Annotated in this window: 16 protein-coding genes, 1 tRNA gene and 1 pseudogene; 3 read left to right on the top strand and 15 right to left on the bottom strand. The window is 68.2% G+C overall.

Annotated elements, in window-relative coordinates; translation table 11 throughout:
- The 5 genes from JHW41_RS05955 to JHW41_RS05935 form a co-directional block, all read right to left on the bottom strand.
- Entirely contained in the window at window positions 1–255 is a 255-nt protein-coding gene (locus JHW41_RS05955; RefSeq protein WP_250449333.1) for a hypothetical protein, read from the bottom strand.
- 94 nt (window positions 256–349) lie between these two features.
- Window positions 350–1,321 (bottom strand): hypothetical protein, encoded by a 972-nt coding sequence (locus JHW41_RS05950; RefSeq protein WP_250449332.1) that lies wholly within the window; start codon window positions 1,319–1,321, stop codon window positions 350–352.
- Window positions 1,322–1,602: 281 nt separating this feature from the next.
- Window positions 1,603–1,678, bottom strand: a tRNA-Lys gene (locus JHW41_RS05945).
- Window positions 1,679–1,767: 89 nt separating this feature from the next.
- Window positions 1,768–2,466, bottom strand: a complete 699-nt coding sequence (queC, locus tag JHW41_RS05940; RefSeq protein ID WP_057948739.1) for a 7-cyano-7-deazaguanine synthase QueC — start codon at window positions 2,464–2,466, stop codon at window positions 1,768–1,770.
- 609 nt (window positions 2,467–3,075) lie between these two features.
- Window positions 3,076–3,261 carry a hypothetical protein gene (locus tag JHW41_RS05935; protein ID WP_250449331.1) on the bottom strand — a complete coding sequence of 62 codons (186 nt, stop codon included), beginning with the start codon at window positions 3,259–3,261 and terminating at the stop codon, window positions 3,076–3,078.
- A 92-nt stretch (window positions 3,262–3,353) separates the two neighbouring features.
- On the opposite strand from JHW41_RS05935, the gene JHW41_RS05930 reads away from it, so the two are divergent.
- From JHW41_RS05930 to JHW41_RS26465, 3 genes and pseudogenes are all read left to right on the top strand, one after another.
- Complete coding sequence (locus JHW41_RS05930; protein WP_250449330.1) at window positions 3,354–3,746, top strand: c-type cytochrome; 393 nt, start codon at window positions 3,354–3,356, stop codon at window positions 3,744–3,746.
- 204 nt (window positions 3,747–3,950) lie between these two features.
- Window positions 3,951–6,065 carry a catalase/peroxidase HPI gene (katG, locus tag JHW41_RS05925; RefSeq protein WP_250450795.1) on the top strand — a complete coding sequence of 705 codons (2,115 nt, stop codon included), beginning with the start codon at window positions 3,951–3,953 and terminating at the stop codon, window positions 6,063–6,065.
- 99 nt (window positions 6,066–6,164) lie between these two features.
- Window positions 6,165–6,293 (top strand): annotated as a pseudogene (locus JHW41_RS26465) (hypothetical protein); the annotation flags it as partial.
- Between the two features lie 107 nt (window positions 6,294–6,400).
- Here JHW41_RS26465 and queE read toward each other — a convergent pair.
- The 10 genes from queE to ruvB form a co-directional block, all read right to left on the bottom strand.
- Window positions 6,401–7,084, bottom strand: coding sequence for a 7-carboxy-7-deazaguanine synthase QueE (queE, locus tag JHW41_RS05920; RefSeq protein WP_250449329.1), 684 nt, complete (start codon window positions 7,082–7,084; stop codon window positions 6,401–6,403).
- Between the two features lie 8 nt (window positions 7,085–7,092).
- The gene (ybgF, locus tag JHW41_RS05915; RefSeq protein WP_138885277.1) at window positions 7,093–7,908 is read right to left on the bottom strand and encodes a tol-pal system protein YbgF; all 816 of its coding nucleotides are present in this window, start codon (window positions 7,906–7,908) and stop codon (window positions 7,093–7,095) included.
- Between the two features lie 46 nt (window positions 7,909–7,954).
- Window positions 7,955–8,479, bottom strand: coding sequence for a peptidoglycan-associated lipoprotein Pal (pal, locus tag JHW41_RS05910; RefSeq protein WP_057948743.1), 525 nt, complete (start codon window positions 8,477–8,479; stop codon window positions 7,955–7,957).
- Window positions 8,480–8,597: 118 nt separating this feature from the next.
- A complete protein-coding gene (gene tolB / locus JHW41_RS05905; RefSeq protein ID WP_057948744.1) occupies window positions 8,598–9,917 on the bottom strand; it encodes a Tol-Pal system beta propeller repeat protein TolB in 1,320 nt (439 codons plus the stop codon).
- Between the two features lie 274 nt (window positions 9,918–10,191).
- A complete protein-coding gene (locus JHW41_RS05900; protein ID WP_250449328.1) occupies window positions 10,192–10,656 on the bottom strand; it encodes a TonB C-terminal domain-containing protein in 465 nt (154 codons plus the stop codon).
- Window positions 10,656–11,615 carry a cell envelope integrity protein TolA gene (locus JHW41_RS05895; RefSeq protein WP_057948746.1) on the bottom strand — a complete coding sequence of 320 codons (960 nt, stop codon included), beginning with the start codon at window positions 11,613–11,615 and terminating at the stop codon, window positions 10,656–10,658. Before JHW41_RS05895 ends, JHW41_RS05900 begins: the two co-directional genes overlap by 1 nt.
- Window positions 11,612–12,055, bottom strand: a complete 444-nt coding sequence (gene tolR, locus JHW41_RS05890) for a protein TolR (RefSeq protein ID WP_057948747.1) — start codon at window positions 12,053–12,055, stop codon at window positions 11,612–11,614. The genes JHW41_RS05895 and tolR overlap by 4 nt, the downstream gene beginning before the upstream one ends.
- Before the next feature lie 105 nt (window positions 12,056–12,160).
- Entirely contained in the window at window positions 12,161–12,943 is a 783-nt protein-coding gene (gene tolQ, locus JHW41_RS05885) for a protein TolQ (protein ID WP_057948748.1), read from the bottom strand.
- Window positions 12,944–13,106: 163 nt separating this feature from the next.
- Window positions 13,107–13,586 carry a tol-pal system-associated acyl-CoA thioesterase gene (gene ybgC, locus JHW41_RS05880; RefSeq protein WP_250449327.1) on the bottom strand — a complete coding sequence of 160 codons (480 nt, stop codon included), beginning with the start codon at window positions 13,584–13,586 and terminating at the stop codon, window positions 13,107–13,109.
- 49 nt (window positions 13,587–13,635) lie between these two features.
- A complete protein-coding gene (gene ruvB, locus JHW41_RS05875; protein WP_250449326.1) occupies window positions 13,636–14,664 on the bottom strand; it encodes a Holliday junction branch migration DNA helicase RuvB in 1,029 nt (342 codons plus the stop codon).
- Between the last annotated feature and the right edge of the window lie 21 nt (window positions 14,665–14,685).

The following is a 14,685-nucleotide window of genomic DNA, read 5'->3' as shown; positions in this document are numbered from 1 at the left end:
TTAGGAGTTGGAGGCGCGCTTGTCCAAGCTCAGCAAAAGATGCTCGCCAAATAAGGACAGCCCGTTGATTTGAACACTTAAATACACCTCGCCAATATCACCATCTCGCATTGAATCGATGCTCCGCGTGATGTGGTTAAAGGCCCCGCTCGCCTGACCATCGATAAGATCAAGCACATCTGAAAACTCTGAATCTCTGATGTGGAAAGTAAATGGACCTTTCTCCACCAACTGCAACAATTCGAGTAGCTCCATATCAACTCCATTCAAGTTTACTGACCAGACTGACTGTCAATAGGAGCTAGTTGCGTCCGAGCACGGCTCCCGTCCTGCTCGCGCTGTACGGCGTTTAGGATTCGGATTCCGTTGCACTCTCCGCCTCTTGGTCTAGGATGTAGTTCAGCGCGGCTATGCTGAGAGGGAAAAGCACCGAGTACAGAAAGTCAGTGTCGATGCTGCCTCCCTTATGGGCGACCAAGTTGCGTTGCGCGATCAATTTGCGACAGCAAGCCTCATCTACAAGGGTGGATATATTCAACCCAGCGACACTTGAACAGCCTATCTCATCAAGGATGCGGGAAAGTTTCACCGCTCGGCTCTCGCGAGTAGCATCCGGATTGTCCAGAAGGCTTTTTAGGCGCTGTAAAGCTGCACTGTCCAAGCGCACAACATCCCGCAGCGCTTCTTTTTGCTCAGGCTCAAACATCGGATTGAACAATGAGCGGAATTCCGTGCGTTTCTCCAGCTCCTCCAAAATGACGAACCAGAACAGGAACTTCGACTTTGGCTGTGGTGCCTTCATACCCTCCACGAACACGTCGGTGAGCGGAGACCAACGTAAGCCTGATAAGCGCTTGGAGTCGACGGGTACGCCATCCGTCGTGGTCATCTCCATCGACGTCCGTATGTCTATCGCACCGCTCTGTTGTGCTTTGAGCGGCTGCACGCCGGCCCATCGAATATCCACGTAGAGGTTGCCGTACCACGGATCAGGCTGGCCAACCGCCAACGAGGCCGACCACGCGTCAGCGAGTTGTTGAAGGAAGCCGTACGCATCGGCTTCCGTCTTGGCACAGTCGAATTTGATCGTCAGTAGCTGCTCATCATCACCTGCCGATTTCATGGTGAATTTCACCAGCGGGACCCCAAGGATGGTGAGACCTCGGAGGTCAATCTCAGCGGGCTGATCCTTGAACGATGCTCCTTTAGCAACGAATTTGCCGCGGCGCTCCGACTGGAAGCCGGGATTGGCTATGGCATGCGATGCCAGCAGTCGCAGCGGAGCTTCGAGCCCGTACACGGTTCTGTCGTCGGCATTCATATCTCCATCCCTGGTAGCTAGTTGCAATTCGTTACGACATTTTGATCGCGATAAAACTCGCTGAAAAGACCAGCCGTAACCCATTGATCCGTAACCCCGCCGAAACCCATCCATTGGTCTGCAGTCCACAGGAAGGGAGAAAACAGAGAAAACTTGGCGAAATTTTCGCCGAACCAGGGGCTATGGATGTTTGACGAGTCCACAGGCCCGCGACGAAAAGGCCGAAAACAAGGCCTTTCGTGAGGGGGTGTGGCGGACAGACGCGGTTGGACCGCGGGGAATGGTGGGTCGTGATGGATTCGAACCATCGACCAGCGGATTAAAAGTCCGATGCTCTACCGACTGAGCTAACGACCCGTTGCAGTGGCTGCAAGGCTCCGGACGCGCCGGAGCCGGGCATTCTAGCCCAGGACGGGGCCCGAGTCAGGCCCCTGCCCCGCGCCTGTTCAGACGTAGCGGGTCGGATCGGCCACGCCGGCGGCGTGGAAGCCTTCGGCGCGCAGGCGGCAGGCGTCGCAGTGGCCGCAGGCGCGGCCGGCGTCGTCGGCCTTGTAGCACGACACGGTCTGGCCGAAATCCACGCCCAGGCGCACGCCTTCGCGCACGATGTCGGCCTTGCTCAGGAACTGCAGCGGCGCGACCACGCGCAGCCCGGCGCCCTCGACCCCGGCCTTGGTGGCGAGGTTGGCCAGGCGCTCGAAGGCCTCGACGAACTCGGGCCGGCAATCGGGATAGCCGGAGTAATCGACCGCGTTGACGCCGCAGAAGATGTCGTTGGCGCCGAGCACCTCGGCCCAGCCGAGCGCGATCGACAGCATGATGGTGTTGCGCGCCGGCACGTAGGTCACCGGGATCGCGTCCTTGGCCGCGTCCTGGCCGACCGGGTGGCCGTCGTCGTCGAGCGGCACCTGGATGCTCTCGTCGGTCAAGGCCGAGCCGCCGATGCTGCGCAGGTCGACGCTGACGGTCTTGTGCGCGGCCGCGCCGATCGATTCGGCGATGCGCGCGGCGGCGTCGAGTTCGGAGGTGTGGCGCTGGCCGTAGCGCACGCTCAGCGCGTGCACGACGAAACCCTGTTCGCGGGCGATGGCGGCAACGACGGCGGAGTCCATGCCTCCGGAGACGAGGACGACGGCTTTCTTCATTTCGACAAGACTCCGGCAGCGGGTTCGGCGGCAGGTGCGCCACCCGGCATATCAGGTTGATCAATAACTTAGGTGTTCCGGGCGAAGGCGCCGGCTTGGGCACCAGGCTTCGGCCGGCCCTGCGCGGGCGCGCCGCGGCAGCGCAGGGCTCCGAGGCGTCGCGGCGAAGCTCGGGCCCGCCGCGGGCGGCCCCGCAGCGGCGCGATCCCAAGCCAGGGGCCGCCGGACGCCGAGGCGCACGGGCGCCCGATGTCCCGCGCAAGGTTACCGCAACCGCGCCCGCGGCGTTCATGCCTGCCTTGGCCGGCTGGCTGGCGGATTCGTGGCCGCTTGCGGGTGCGTGCTCGCGGCATCGGCGCATCGATGTCGCCCCGCCCGGAACCGGCTTGCCCGGGCGCAAAGCCAGCCGCGCCGCCGGCGTGGGAAGTCCGACGCGCTTGTTGTGTCGCGACGACCCGACCCGTAGCCGCGCTCGCTTCAAGCGACGCCGGCGTGCCCCTCGCTGTCGGCGCGGCGAGCAACCGCATCCGACCCGGCGCAAATGCGCGCACGCATCGCAGCATCCGTCCGCAACGCGCGAACCCGAGCCCGCGCAACCTGTAAGCTTCGTCACGAGCGACTACCGATGAACCTCTCGAATCCGCGCACGCGCACACGCGAGCGCGCGAATCGAAAACCGCGGCCGCCATCGTTCATTTGTCGATGCATGCGGAAAATTTCCGCTACGCCGCGCGCATTTCCTGCGTCGTTCGTCCATTGGAAAACTTTTTCATAGAAACCGTCGATAGCCTTCATCGGAACAATCAATTTTTCCCGATGGCCACGCGGGCCTAATCATGGCGCCCATTCGAGCGAACGCTCGATCCGACGCAACCAGGGGCGAGCGCATGAGGCGGTATCCATTGCCGGCGACGATGATGTCCATCGCCATCGCGCTGTTCCCTGCCGTCGCCTCGTCGACCGGACCGGCGGCGTCGGCGCAGGAAGGCAAACGGCATTTCATCCGCTGCGCCGCGTGCCATTCGACGAATGCCGCCGACCGCTCGGCGACCGGCCCGCACCTCAACGGCATCGTCGGCCGCGCGGCGGCGTCGCTGCCGCACTTCGCTTATGCGAGCGAACTGCGCGGCCAGGATTTCAAGTGGAGCCCGGCCAGGCTCGACGCGTTCCTGGAGTCGCCGCGGACCACGCATCCGGGCATGTGTCCGACCTTCAACGGCCTGGCCAAGGCCGAACATCGCGCGGCGCTGATCGCTTACCTGCAACAGCCGGCCGACTGACCCGCCGCGGCCGACACCGCGACGATCGCGAGGCCGCGACCGCGGCATCTCGCGGAATTTTCCTGCCTGAAGGAGGCAACCATGCGCCACCCAATCGCCGTATCGATCCTGGCTTCGGCCATCATCGCCGTGTCGTCGACGCCGACCCCGTCGCACGCTGCGGCCGCGCCGGCCCAGATCCCCGCGCCGACCGCGCCGGCGGCGATGGGCAACCGCGACTGGTGGCCGCAGACGCTGGATCTGTCCGCCCTGCGCCAGCACGAGACGCAGTCCAACCCCTATGGCGCGGACTACGACTACGCCAAGGAATTCGCCAGCCTCGACCTCGACGCGGTCAAGGCCGACATCCGCAAGACCCTGACCACTTCGCAGCCGTGGTGGCCGGCGGACTACGGCCACTACGGCCCGTTCTTCATCCGCATGGCCTGGCACAGCGCCGGCACCTATCGCGTCGGCGACGGCCGCGGCGGCTCCGACGGCGGCGAGCAGCGCTTCGACCCGCTCAACTCCTGGCCCGACAACGTCAGCCTCGACAAGGCGCGCCGATTGGTGTGGCCGATCAAGCAGAAGTACGGACGCAAGCTGTCGTGGGGCGACCTGATGGTGCTGAGCGGCAACGTCGCGCTCGAGGACATGGGCTTCAAGACCCTCGGTTTCGCCGGCGGCCGCGTCGATGCCTGGCAGCCGGACGTGGTGTTCTGGGGGCCGGAAACCAAGATGATGACCGACCGGCGCCGCGACGCGAAGGGCAACCTCAAGGGCCCGCTCGCCGCGACCCAGATGGGCCTGATCTACGTCAACCCGGAAGGCCCCAACGGCAACCACGATCCGATGTCCGCCGCCGCCGACATCCGCCGCGCGTTCGGCAACATGGCGATGGACGACGAAGAGACGCTGGCGCTGATCGCCGGCGGCCACACCTTCGGCAAGGCCCACGGCGCGCACAAGCCGGAGCAATGCGTCGGTGCCGAACCGTCCGCCGTGGGCGTGGAGAAACAGGGCCTGGGCTGGGAGAACAAGTGCGGCAAGGGCAATGCCGAAGACACCGTCAGCAGCGGGCTGGAAGGCGCGTGGTCGGCGAATCCGATCAAGTTCACCACCCAGTACCTAGACAATCTGCTCGGCTTCGATTGGGTCAAGACCAAGAGCCCGGCCGGCGCGACCCAGTGGATACCGACCGACGCGTCCGCGGCGCGGCTGGTGCCCGACGCGCACATCAAGGGCAAGACCCACGCGCCGATCATGTTCACCACCGACATCGCGATCAAGGAAGACCCCGGCTTCCGCAAGATCGCCGATCGCTGGCACGAGAATCCGCAGGAGTTCGCCGACGCGTTCGCGCGCGCGTGGTTCAAGCTCACCCATCGCGATCTCGGGCCGCAGGCGCGCTACCTCGGCAAGGACGTGCCCAGCCAGACCTTCGGCTGGCAGGACCCATTGCCCAAGCCCGGCTTCGCTGCGCTCGGCGAGGCGGACCAGCGCGCGCTCAAGGCGCGGCTGCTGGCCTCGGGCCTGACCGCGCCGCAGTTGGTGCGCACCGCCTGGGCCTCGGCGTCGACCTTCCGCGGCACCGACATGCGCGGCGGCGCCAACGGCGCGCGCCTGCGGCTGGAGCCGCAGCGCGGCTGGGCGGTCAACGATCCGGCCGAGCTGGCGCAGGCGCTGGACAAGCTCGATGCGGTGCAGCGCGAGTTCGCGAAGTCCGGCAAGCAGGTCTCGCTGGCCGACCTGATCGTGCTCGGCGGCAACGCCGGCATCGAGCAGGCCGCGGCCAAGGCCGGCTACACGGTGACGGTGCCGTTCGCGCCGGGCCGCGTCGATGCCGCGCAGGAGCAGACCGATGTCGCCTCCTTCGCTCATCTCGAGCCCAAGGCCGACGGCTTCCGCAACTACTACACGGCCGCGGCCGGGCTCGATCCGGCCGCGGCGCTGGTCGACAAGGCCGATGCGCTCGACCTGACCGTGGCGGAGATGACGGCGCTGGTCGGCGGCCTGCGCGCGATCGGCGCCAACGCCGGCCGCTCGACCGCCGGCGTGCTCACCGCTACGCCGGGGCAGCTCGACAACGCGTTCTTCGTCAATCTGCTGTCGATGGACACGGTGTGGTCGAAGTCGGCCGCGGCGCCGGGTCTGTACGAAGGCAAGGACCGCGCGTCCGGCGCGGCGAAGTGGACGGCGACGCCGGTCGACCTGGTGTTCGGCTCCAACTCCGAACTGCGCGCGGTGGCGGAGGTTTACGCGTCCGACGACGCCAAGCGCAAGTTCGTCGACGACTTCGTCCGCGCCTGGGCCAAGGTCATGAACGCCGACCGCGGCTGAGCGGGCTTGGGCGAAAGGGCTCGGTCGGGCGGTGCGCGCCCGACCGTGTCCGCGGGCCGCTTCGATGATGGCTTGTTTGAGGGCATCGCAGCGGGAGCGATGCGATGCGCGCGGAGTTTCGCGCCGTCGTCCTGTGCAAGGGGGGCGGCGGCGCGAGGATGGTCGGCGCGTCGTGCGGGCGTCGGTCGTGGCACGGCGATCTGGCACAAAGGCGTCGGGCCTGAAGGCCCTCCCACAAGAGCACGCGGCGCCGGGCGGCTCAAGGTCCTTCCACAGGAGCGCGCAGCGTCGGGCCGCTCAAGGCCCTACCACATGGGCGTGAAGCGCCGGGGCGCTCAGCGCCCGGGTTCGTCGTCCCAGAGGATCTTGTGCAGTTGCAGTTGGAAACGCACCGGCAGGCGGTCGGCGACGATCCAGTCGGCGAGGTCGCGCGGGCGCACTTGGTGGAAACTCGGCGAGAACATCACCGCGCACACCGCGGTCAGGCCGTGTTCGGCGACGATCGCCTTCGACCACTCGTAGTCCTCGCGGCTGCAGATCACGAACTTGATCTGGTCGCGCGCGCTCAGCAGCGCGAGGTTGCTCCACAGGTTGCGGTGCGCTTCCTTGGAGTCGGGCGTCTTGATGTCGAGCACGCGCGACACGCGCGCATCGACCGGGCCGATGTCGATCGCGCCGGAGGTCTCCAGCGAGACCTCATAGCCGGCGTCGCACAAGCGCTTCAGCAGCTCGATGCAGCGCTTCTGCGCCAGCGGCTCGCCGCCGGTCACGCAGACGTGGCGGGCGCCGTGGCTGGCGACCTCGGCCAGGATCGACTCGTACGTCCACCACTCGCCGCCGTGGAAGGCGTAGGCGGTGTCGCAGTACTGGCAGCGCAGCGGGCAGCCGGTCAGGCGCACGAACACCGTCGGCCAGCCGATGCTGTCGGATTCGCCTTGCAGCGACAGGAAGATTTCGGTCAGCCGCAAGCGCTCGGAGGACGGCGCGGCGGCCGTCTCGGAGACAACGGCAGCGTTCACGATGGGACTCAGTTGCGCAGCCGGCTCAGCTGGATCGCGTTGAGGCGATCGGCGGCCGTGCGCGCGGCGTCGGTACCGGGATACCGGTTGGCCACGTCGGCGAGCGTGCGCTCGGCGGCGTCGACCTGTTTCAGCCCGAACTGGGCCAGACCGACCTTGAGCAGGGCCCCGGCGGCCTTGTCGTGGGTCGGATAGCGGTCGAGCAGGGACTGGAACTGCTCCTGCGCGAGCTGGTAGTTCTGGGTGACGTAGTAGCTCTCGCCCAGCCAATACAGCGCGTTGGGCGTGTAGGTGCCGTTCGGGTGCGCGGCCAGGAATTCCTGGAACAGGCGCGCCGATTCGACGTACTGGCCGCCCTTGAGCGCGTTGAACGCGGCGTCGTAGGCCGCGCGCTCGTCGCCGCCCTGGGCCAGCAGGCCCGGATCGCCGTGCACGCTGGGCGCGCTGTCCTTCACCGCCGGCGACGGCGGCGAAGGCTTGGCGGCGGACGCCTGCGGACCCGGCGCGGCGGCGGCGGGCGCGCCGCTTTCGAGCCGGTTGAGGCGGTTGTCGGTGTCCAGGTACTGCGCCTTGCCCGATTCCTGCAGCTGGCGGTTCTGCTGCTGCAATTCCTCGACCTGCGCGCGCAGCGCCTGCATTTCCGACTTGAGCTGGTTGACCTGGTTGAGCAGGTCCATGTTGGCCTGGTTGTCGGACGCGCGCTGTTCCAGCACCGCGACCCGGTCGGCCAGGCTCGCGCGCTGGGCAAAAGCGGGCGTGGCGGCCGCAAGGGCCGCCACGACTGCCAAGGCTAGTACGAACTTGCGCTCTGCGGACTTCAGCATCGCGGGTCAGCCTCGTCTGGGTTGCTTCGGAAAGTCGAGCCGCCGATCACTTGGCGGTGTAGACGATCTCGACGCGACGGTTCTTGGCCCAGCAGTCTTCGTTCGAGTCGGTGCAGACCGGACGCTCTTCGCCGTAGGACACCACGGTGATCTGGCTGCCCGAGGCGCCGTTGGCCTGGATGGCCGACGACACGGCATTGCCGCGACGCTCGCCCAGGCCCAGGTTGTACTCGCGGCTGCCGCGCTCGTCGGCGTTGCCTTCCAGGGTCATGCGCGAGGACGGACGGTCGCGCAGGTACTTGGCGTGGCAGCCGACGATGGCCTGGAACTCCGGCTTCAGCGAATCCTGGTCGAGGTCGAAGTAGACCACGCGCTGGCGCAGGCAGGCGTCGGTGTCCAGGTCGTTCGGGCCGTAGGCGCCGGAGGCGACCGGGCCGGTGCTGTCGCCGGGCTGGGTGGTGGTCGAACCCGGGCCGGTATCGGTCGGCGCGGTTTCCTTGACCTTCTTCGAGCAGGCGACGGCCGCGGTGCAGAGCACGGCGGCGAGCAGGATGCGGGCAGCGTTGTTCATGGGTATTCCTCGTCAGTGTGTAACGTGGGGCAGGAGTCGTTCGGGGAGCTGTTGCAGGCGTGGTGCTCGGCGCTACCGGCGCGGCTGCGAGCCGGCGCGATGAGGGCCCGCCGGCGCGTCAGCGCGGCAGGCGGTAGGGCCCCCAGGCCGGTTCGCGCACGTCGCCGTCGGCGAGCACCAGGCGCTGGCGCACCCGGGCATCGGCGGAAACGGCATAGAGCACGCCACGGCGTCCTTCGCGCGCAGCATAAATGATCATGGACGCGTTCGGGGCAAAGCTCGGCGATTCGTCCAGCGAGCCCGGCGACAGGGTGCTCCACAGGGCGCCGCCGGTGCTGGAATCCATCATCGCGATCCGGTAGGTGTTGCCCGCGCCCTGGGCGGTGGCGATCTTCTTGCCGTCGAAGGACACGCTGGCGCTGGCGTTGTAGCTGCCCTGGAAGGTGACCCGGGTGGCGCTGCCGCCGCTGGTCGCGACGGAGTAGATCTGCGGCTTGCCGCCGCGGTCGGAGGTGAAATAGATCTTGTTGCCGTCGGCCGACCAGGTCGGCTCGGTGTCGATGCCGAAGTGGTTGGTCAGCTGGGTCAGCGCCTTGCTGCCGAGGTCCATCACGTAGATCTCGGGGTTGCCGCTGCGCGATAGGGTCAGGGCCAGGCGGCGGCCGTCGGGCGAGAACGCCGGGGCGCCGTTGATGCCGCGGAACTTGGCCACCAGTTCGCGGCTGCCGGTGCCGATGTTCTGGATGTAGATCGAGGAATTGCCGCCCTCGAAGCTGACGTAGGCCAGGCGGTTGCCGTCCGGGCTCCACGACGGCGACAGCAGCGGCTCGGGCGAGCGCACCACGGTCTGCGGGTTGTAGCCGTCGGAGTCGGCGACCATCAGCGCGTAGTTGCTGCCGCGGCCGACGCCGGTCGCGGTGACATAGGCGATGCGGGTGAAGAACGCGCCGCGCACGCCGGTGATCTTCTCGTAGACCGCGTCGGCGACCTGGTGGGCGACGTCGCGCATGGCGTTGGCGCGCGCGGTCAGGGCGAAGCCGAGCAGGCGCTGCTGCTTGCCCACGTCGTACAGCTCGTACTCGACCCGATAGCTGCCGGCGCCGGCGTCGAGCACGCGGCCGACCACGATGAAGTCCTGGTTGAGCGCGCGCCAGTCGGGGAAGCTGATCTCGCTGCCGCGGGTCGGCTTGGCCGCCATCTGCTCGACCGGCAGGCCGCGGAACTGGCCGGAGCGGTTGAGGTCGTTGCGGACCACTTCGGCGATGTCGGTCGGCGGAGCCGCGCCGCCGCCCTGGTAGGGCATGGGCACCACGGCGATCGGAGTGGCCGAAGCCAGGCCGCCGACGATGTCGATCTCCAACCCCTTCTGCTGGGCAGACGCGGCGAGGGGAAGCAGGACGGCGAGCAGCGTGGCCAGCCAGCGCAGGGGTCGTTTCATCGGCACTCCGTGAGAATCCAACGGGGGTTTGTTCAGGTTCGGCATTGTTAACGCTGTTGGGTGAACGTGGGCTCAAAACCCGGCGTCAATTTACGTTTCAGTGCGTTAGCGGCGTCCGGACGCCGGCGAATGGCGCACAAAACGTGCAGCGAACGCCCGCGATCGGCAGCAAGCGACGCGGCGGGGCAAGCGCCCTGCCCGCCCGGCCGCCCGTTCAGCCAGCGGCCCGAGCCGACACGGCGCGGCCGTGCGGCGGCGCGTTCGGCCGCCGCGTTCAGCGATCGCGCATGCGCTGCCACCAGCGCTTGAGCCGGCTCTCTTCCCGTTCCTTGGGATCGTCGGGTTCGGCCACGCGCAGGCTCAGCCGCAACACCGGCCGGAACACCTGCTGGTAGCCCTGGTACGGCAGCGGGCTGGCCGCGCGCGCGGCCGCCAGCAGGCTGTCGCGGTCGCCCGGGTCGAGGTCGCAGGGCTGGATCGTGCGCACCGACACCAGCTTGCCGCCCGGCGCTTGGGTCAGCTCCAGCGTGCAGGCGCTGTCGGCGGCGGCGCTGGCGGGCGCCTGCCAGTGCTGGCCGATGGCCTGGCGCAGCACTTCGTAGTAACGCAGTTGGTTTTGCGGCAGGCAGTGCTCGGGCGTGTCGCAGGCGCGGCCGATCTCGGCCGCCAGGGCCGGCATCGCGGCCAGGCCGGCGGCCACGGCGGCGATGCGCGCGAACGAGCGGGCCGCGGCGCGCATCAGCGGTCCTCGGCGCGGAAGTTCAGGATCAGGCTGCGCTGGAACACGCTCTCGAAGCCGGCGTAGGGCAAGGGCTGGGCCTTGAGCACCGCGGCCTCGACCGAGCGTCGGCCGGCCTCGTCGTAGGCGCACGGCTCGATCACTTCCACCGCGATCACCTGGCCGCCGGGCAACTGGCGGATGTTGAGCCGGCACGCCGCGCCGAGCGGAACCGAATCCGGGCGGGTCCACTTGTTCTTGATCGCCGACTGCAGCGCCGCCTGGTAGCGCGCGAGCAGGCCGGTGTCGGTGCCCTGGTTGCCGGCCTGCTGCGCCGGCGCGGTCGCCGCGGCGGTCTGGCTGGCCTGGCTGGCGCGACGGTCGGCGAGCTGCTGCAGCTTCTGCTCGGCCAGGTTCTGCTCGCGCTGCAGGCGCGCGCGCTCGCGGCGGATCTCCTCGAGCTTCTTCTGCCGCTCGGCTTCCTGCTGCTCGGCCAGGCGCTGCTTCTGCTGCGCTTCTTCCTGGCGTTTCTGCTCGGTCAGGTCGACCTGTTCCTGGCGCGCCTTGGCGTCCTGCAGCTTCTTGTCCTCGGCCGGATTCGGCGTCGGCGTGTCGACCACCTGCTCCTGGCTGGTGGCGTCGGGCACCGGGATGAAGTCCTGCGGCGACTGCTGCTGCGGCGACACCGCATCCTGCGGCTTGGGCTCGGCGACCGGTTGCGGCAGCGGCTCGGCCTCTTCGGGCTCCGGCTCGGGCTGCGGCTGCGGGACCGGCTCGACCTTGCTGCGCAGGGTGCGCTGCATCGCCGCCGACAGGTCGCTCATCTCGGCCAGTTCGGTCGACACCGGCGAGCCGGCGGCCGACACCGCGCCGCTGTTCCAGTTCAGCAGCGCACTGACGATCAACGCCGCGATCAGCAGGCCGTGCAGCAGCACGACCAGGATCGCGGCCTGGACCGAGTCGGCGCGGGTCTCCCTCATTTCCTGCCCTTCTCGGGCTGGCTGATGAGGCTGACTTTCTCGACGCCGGCGCTCTGCAGGATGTTCATCGCATCCATGACCGGCTGGTAGTTGGCGCGGCCGTCGCCGGCGATGTAGACCTGCAGCTTCTCTTTGTCGTTCTGCTTGACGATGGCGCCGACCTTGGCGGCCAGGTCCTGCGCGGTCACCGCTTCCTTGTTGCCGGCCTTGACCGTGAGGAAGAAATTGCCGGCTTCGTCGACCTGGACCACGACCGGATCGGTCTTGGTGTTGCTCGACTTGGCGTTGGACTTGGGCAGGTCGACGTCGACGCCGAGCGTCAGCAGCGGCGCGGTGACCATGAAGATGATCAGCAGCACCAGCATGACGTCGATGTACGGCACGACGTTGATGTCGGCCTTGAGCTTGCGCTTGTTGGGGCGGCGGATGGTGCCGGACATGGCGGGTTCCTCTGGTGGCGCCTGATCAGGCGGGGCGCGGCGCCGTCGTAGCGCTCGGCGCGCGCCCGCGGCGCGGGCTGTGCGGTGCGGAAGGGATCGCCCGCATCACTCGTCCAGGTGGGCCTGCCGCTGCAGGATCGAGGAGAACTCCTCGGAGAACGCGTCGTAACGCACCGCCAGCCGCTCCACGCCGGTGGCGAAGCGGTTGTAGGCCCACACCGCCGGGATCGCCACGAACAGGCCCATCGCGGTCGCCAGCAGCGCCTCGGAGATGCCCGGGGCGACGTCGGCGATGCCGACCTGCTTGGACGCGGAGACCAGCGAGTGCATCGTCACCATGATGCCGAACACGGTGCCGACCAGGCCGATGTACGGCGAGGTCGAGCCGATGTTGGCCAGCAGTTCCAGGTTGTGCTCCAGGCCGTCGACCTCGCGCGAGCCGGTCGCGCGCATGGCGCGCTGGGCGCCTTCGATCTGGGCGCGGGCGTCGACGCCGCGGCGCTGGCGCACGCGGTTGAACTCGCGGAAACCGGCCTCGAAGATCGCCTCCAGGCCGCCGATGTTGCGCGCCCGCTCGGTGGTGCCGGCATAGAGCTTGGACAGTTCGGCGCCCGACCAGAAGCGTTCCTCGAAATGATCGGCCTCGGCCTTGGCGCGGCGGATCACCTTCCACTTGCGGAAGATGATGAACCACGAGGTCAGCGAGGCGACCACCAGCAGCGCCATGATGAACTGCACCGGCAGGCTGGCCTTGATCACCAGGTCCAGCAGGCTGAATTCCGCGGCGGCCTGGCCGGCGGCGGCGGCGCCCTGGGTCACCGCCTGGGTGGCTTCCTCCGGCAAGGCTTGCACAGTCGTGGCCAGAAGCGCGATCAGCGATGACGTCATGCTCGGTTCTCCGTCGCCCGGCGCGCGGGCTTGTGTGGGGCGTGCGGCGCGTCGGGAGTCAACGGGCCGCAGGGTGTCGTGGGGTTGGAGCGCGTGGGGTTGGAGCGCTTGGGGTTGAAGCAGGGTGGGGGCGAAGCTGGGGATCGGGATGGCGCGGGTTTTACTACCGGGTGCGTGAAGCCGCCTGCAACGCGTCCGGTTGCGGCGCTTCCTGCGCCTGCAGCTGCGCGTGCAGCGCCGGCGGGATCGGGCACGGGCGCAGGTGCTGCGCGTCGACCGCGGCGACCTTCACTTCGGCCTCGACCAGCCGCTGCGCGCCGCGCATCACCCGCTGGGCGAAGACCAGGCTGGCGCGGCGGCAGCGCACGAGCTGCACGGTGACCTGCAGTTCGTCGTCCAGCCGCGCGGGCGCGAGGAAGCCGATCTGCATGCCGGCGACCACGAACAGCAGCCCGTGCTCGCGGCGCAGGCCGTCCTGGCCGTAGCCCAGGGCGCGCACCCATTCGCTGCGCGCGCGCTCCATGAAGGCCACGTACTGGGCGTGGTACACCAGCCCGCCGGCGTCGGTATCTTCCCAATAGACGCGTGTCGGCCAACTGAATAAGCCGGGAACCGCGCCGGAACCCGGCTCGGGCGCGCTCATGCGCGATCTCCGCGCGGGCCGGCCGCGGCGGGCGTCGAAACGGTCGCCATCAGAACAATTCTCCCGGCTCGCCCGGCCGCTCGCGCGGGTCCAGGCCGAGGTGGCGGTAGGCGCGCGAGGTGGCCATGCGGCCGCGCGCGGTGCGGATCAGGTAGCCCTGCTGGATCAGGAACGGCTCGATCACGTCCTCGAGCGTGCCGCGTTCCTCGCTCAGCGCGGCCGCCAGCGATTCCACCCCGACCGGGCCGCCGTCGAAGGACTCGATGATGATCTTGAGCAGGCGCCGGTCGAGGTCGTCGAAGCCTTCCGGGTCGACCTTGAGCATGGCCATCGCCGCATCGGCCACGGCGCGGTCGATGTGGCCCTCGGCGCGGACCTGGGCGTAGTCGCGCACCCGCCGCAGCAGCCGGTTGGCGATGCGCGGGGTGCCGCGCGAACGCTTGGCGATCTCGGCCGCGCCCTGGGCCTCGCAGGCGATGCCGAGGATCTGCGCCGAGCGGCGCACGATCTTGGTCAGTTCCTCGGCGTTGTAGAACTCCAGCCGCTGGACGATGCCGAAGCGGTCGCGCAGCGGCGCGGTCAGCAGGCCGGCGCGGGTGGTCGCGCCGATCAGGGTGAACGGCGGCAGGTCGATCTTGATCGAGCGCGCCGCGGGGCCCTCGCCGATCATGATGTCGATCTGGTAGTCCTCCATCGCCGGGTACAGCACTTCCTCGACCAGCGGCGAGAGGCGGTGGATTTCGTCGACGAACAGCACGTCGTGCGGTTGCAGGTTGGTCAGCAGCGCGGCCAGGTCGCCGGCCTTCTCGATCACCGGGCCGGAGGTCTGGCGCAGGTTGACGCCCAGTTCGTTGGCGATGACGTGGCTCAGCGTGGTCTTGCCCAGGCCCGGCGGACCGAAGATCAGCACGTGGTCGAGCGCCTCGCCGCGGTGCTTGGCGGCCTCGATGTAGATCTTGAGCTGCTCGCGCACCGGCTGCTGGCCGAGGTATTCGTCCAGGCGCTTGGGCCGGATCGAGGCCTCCAGGGCGTCGTCTTCGCGGGTGGCGCCGGAGCCGATGATGCGCTGATCGTTCATGCGGCTATGTTCGCATGGGAC

This window comes from Lysobacter enzymogenes, from assembly GCF_023617245.1.
GTDB lineage: Bacteria > Pseudomonadota > Gammaproteobacteria > Xanthomonadales > Xanthomonadaceae > Lysobacter > Lysobacter yananisis.
The sequence above is the reverse complement of the archived record's forward strand: the minus strand, read 5'-3'. Positions and strand labels throughout refer to the sequence as shown.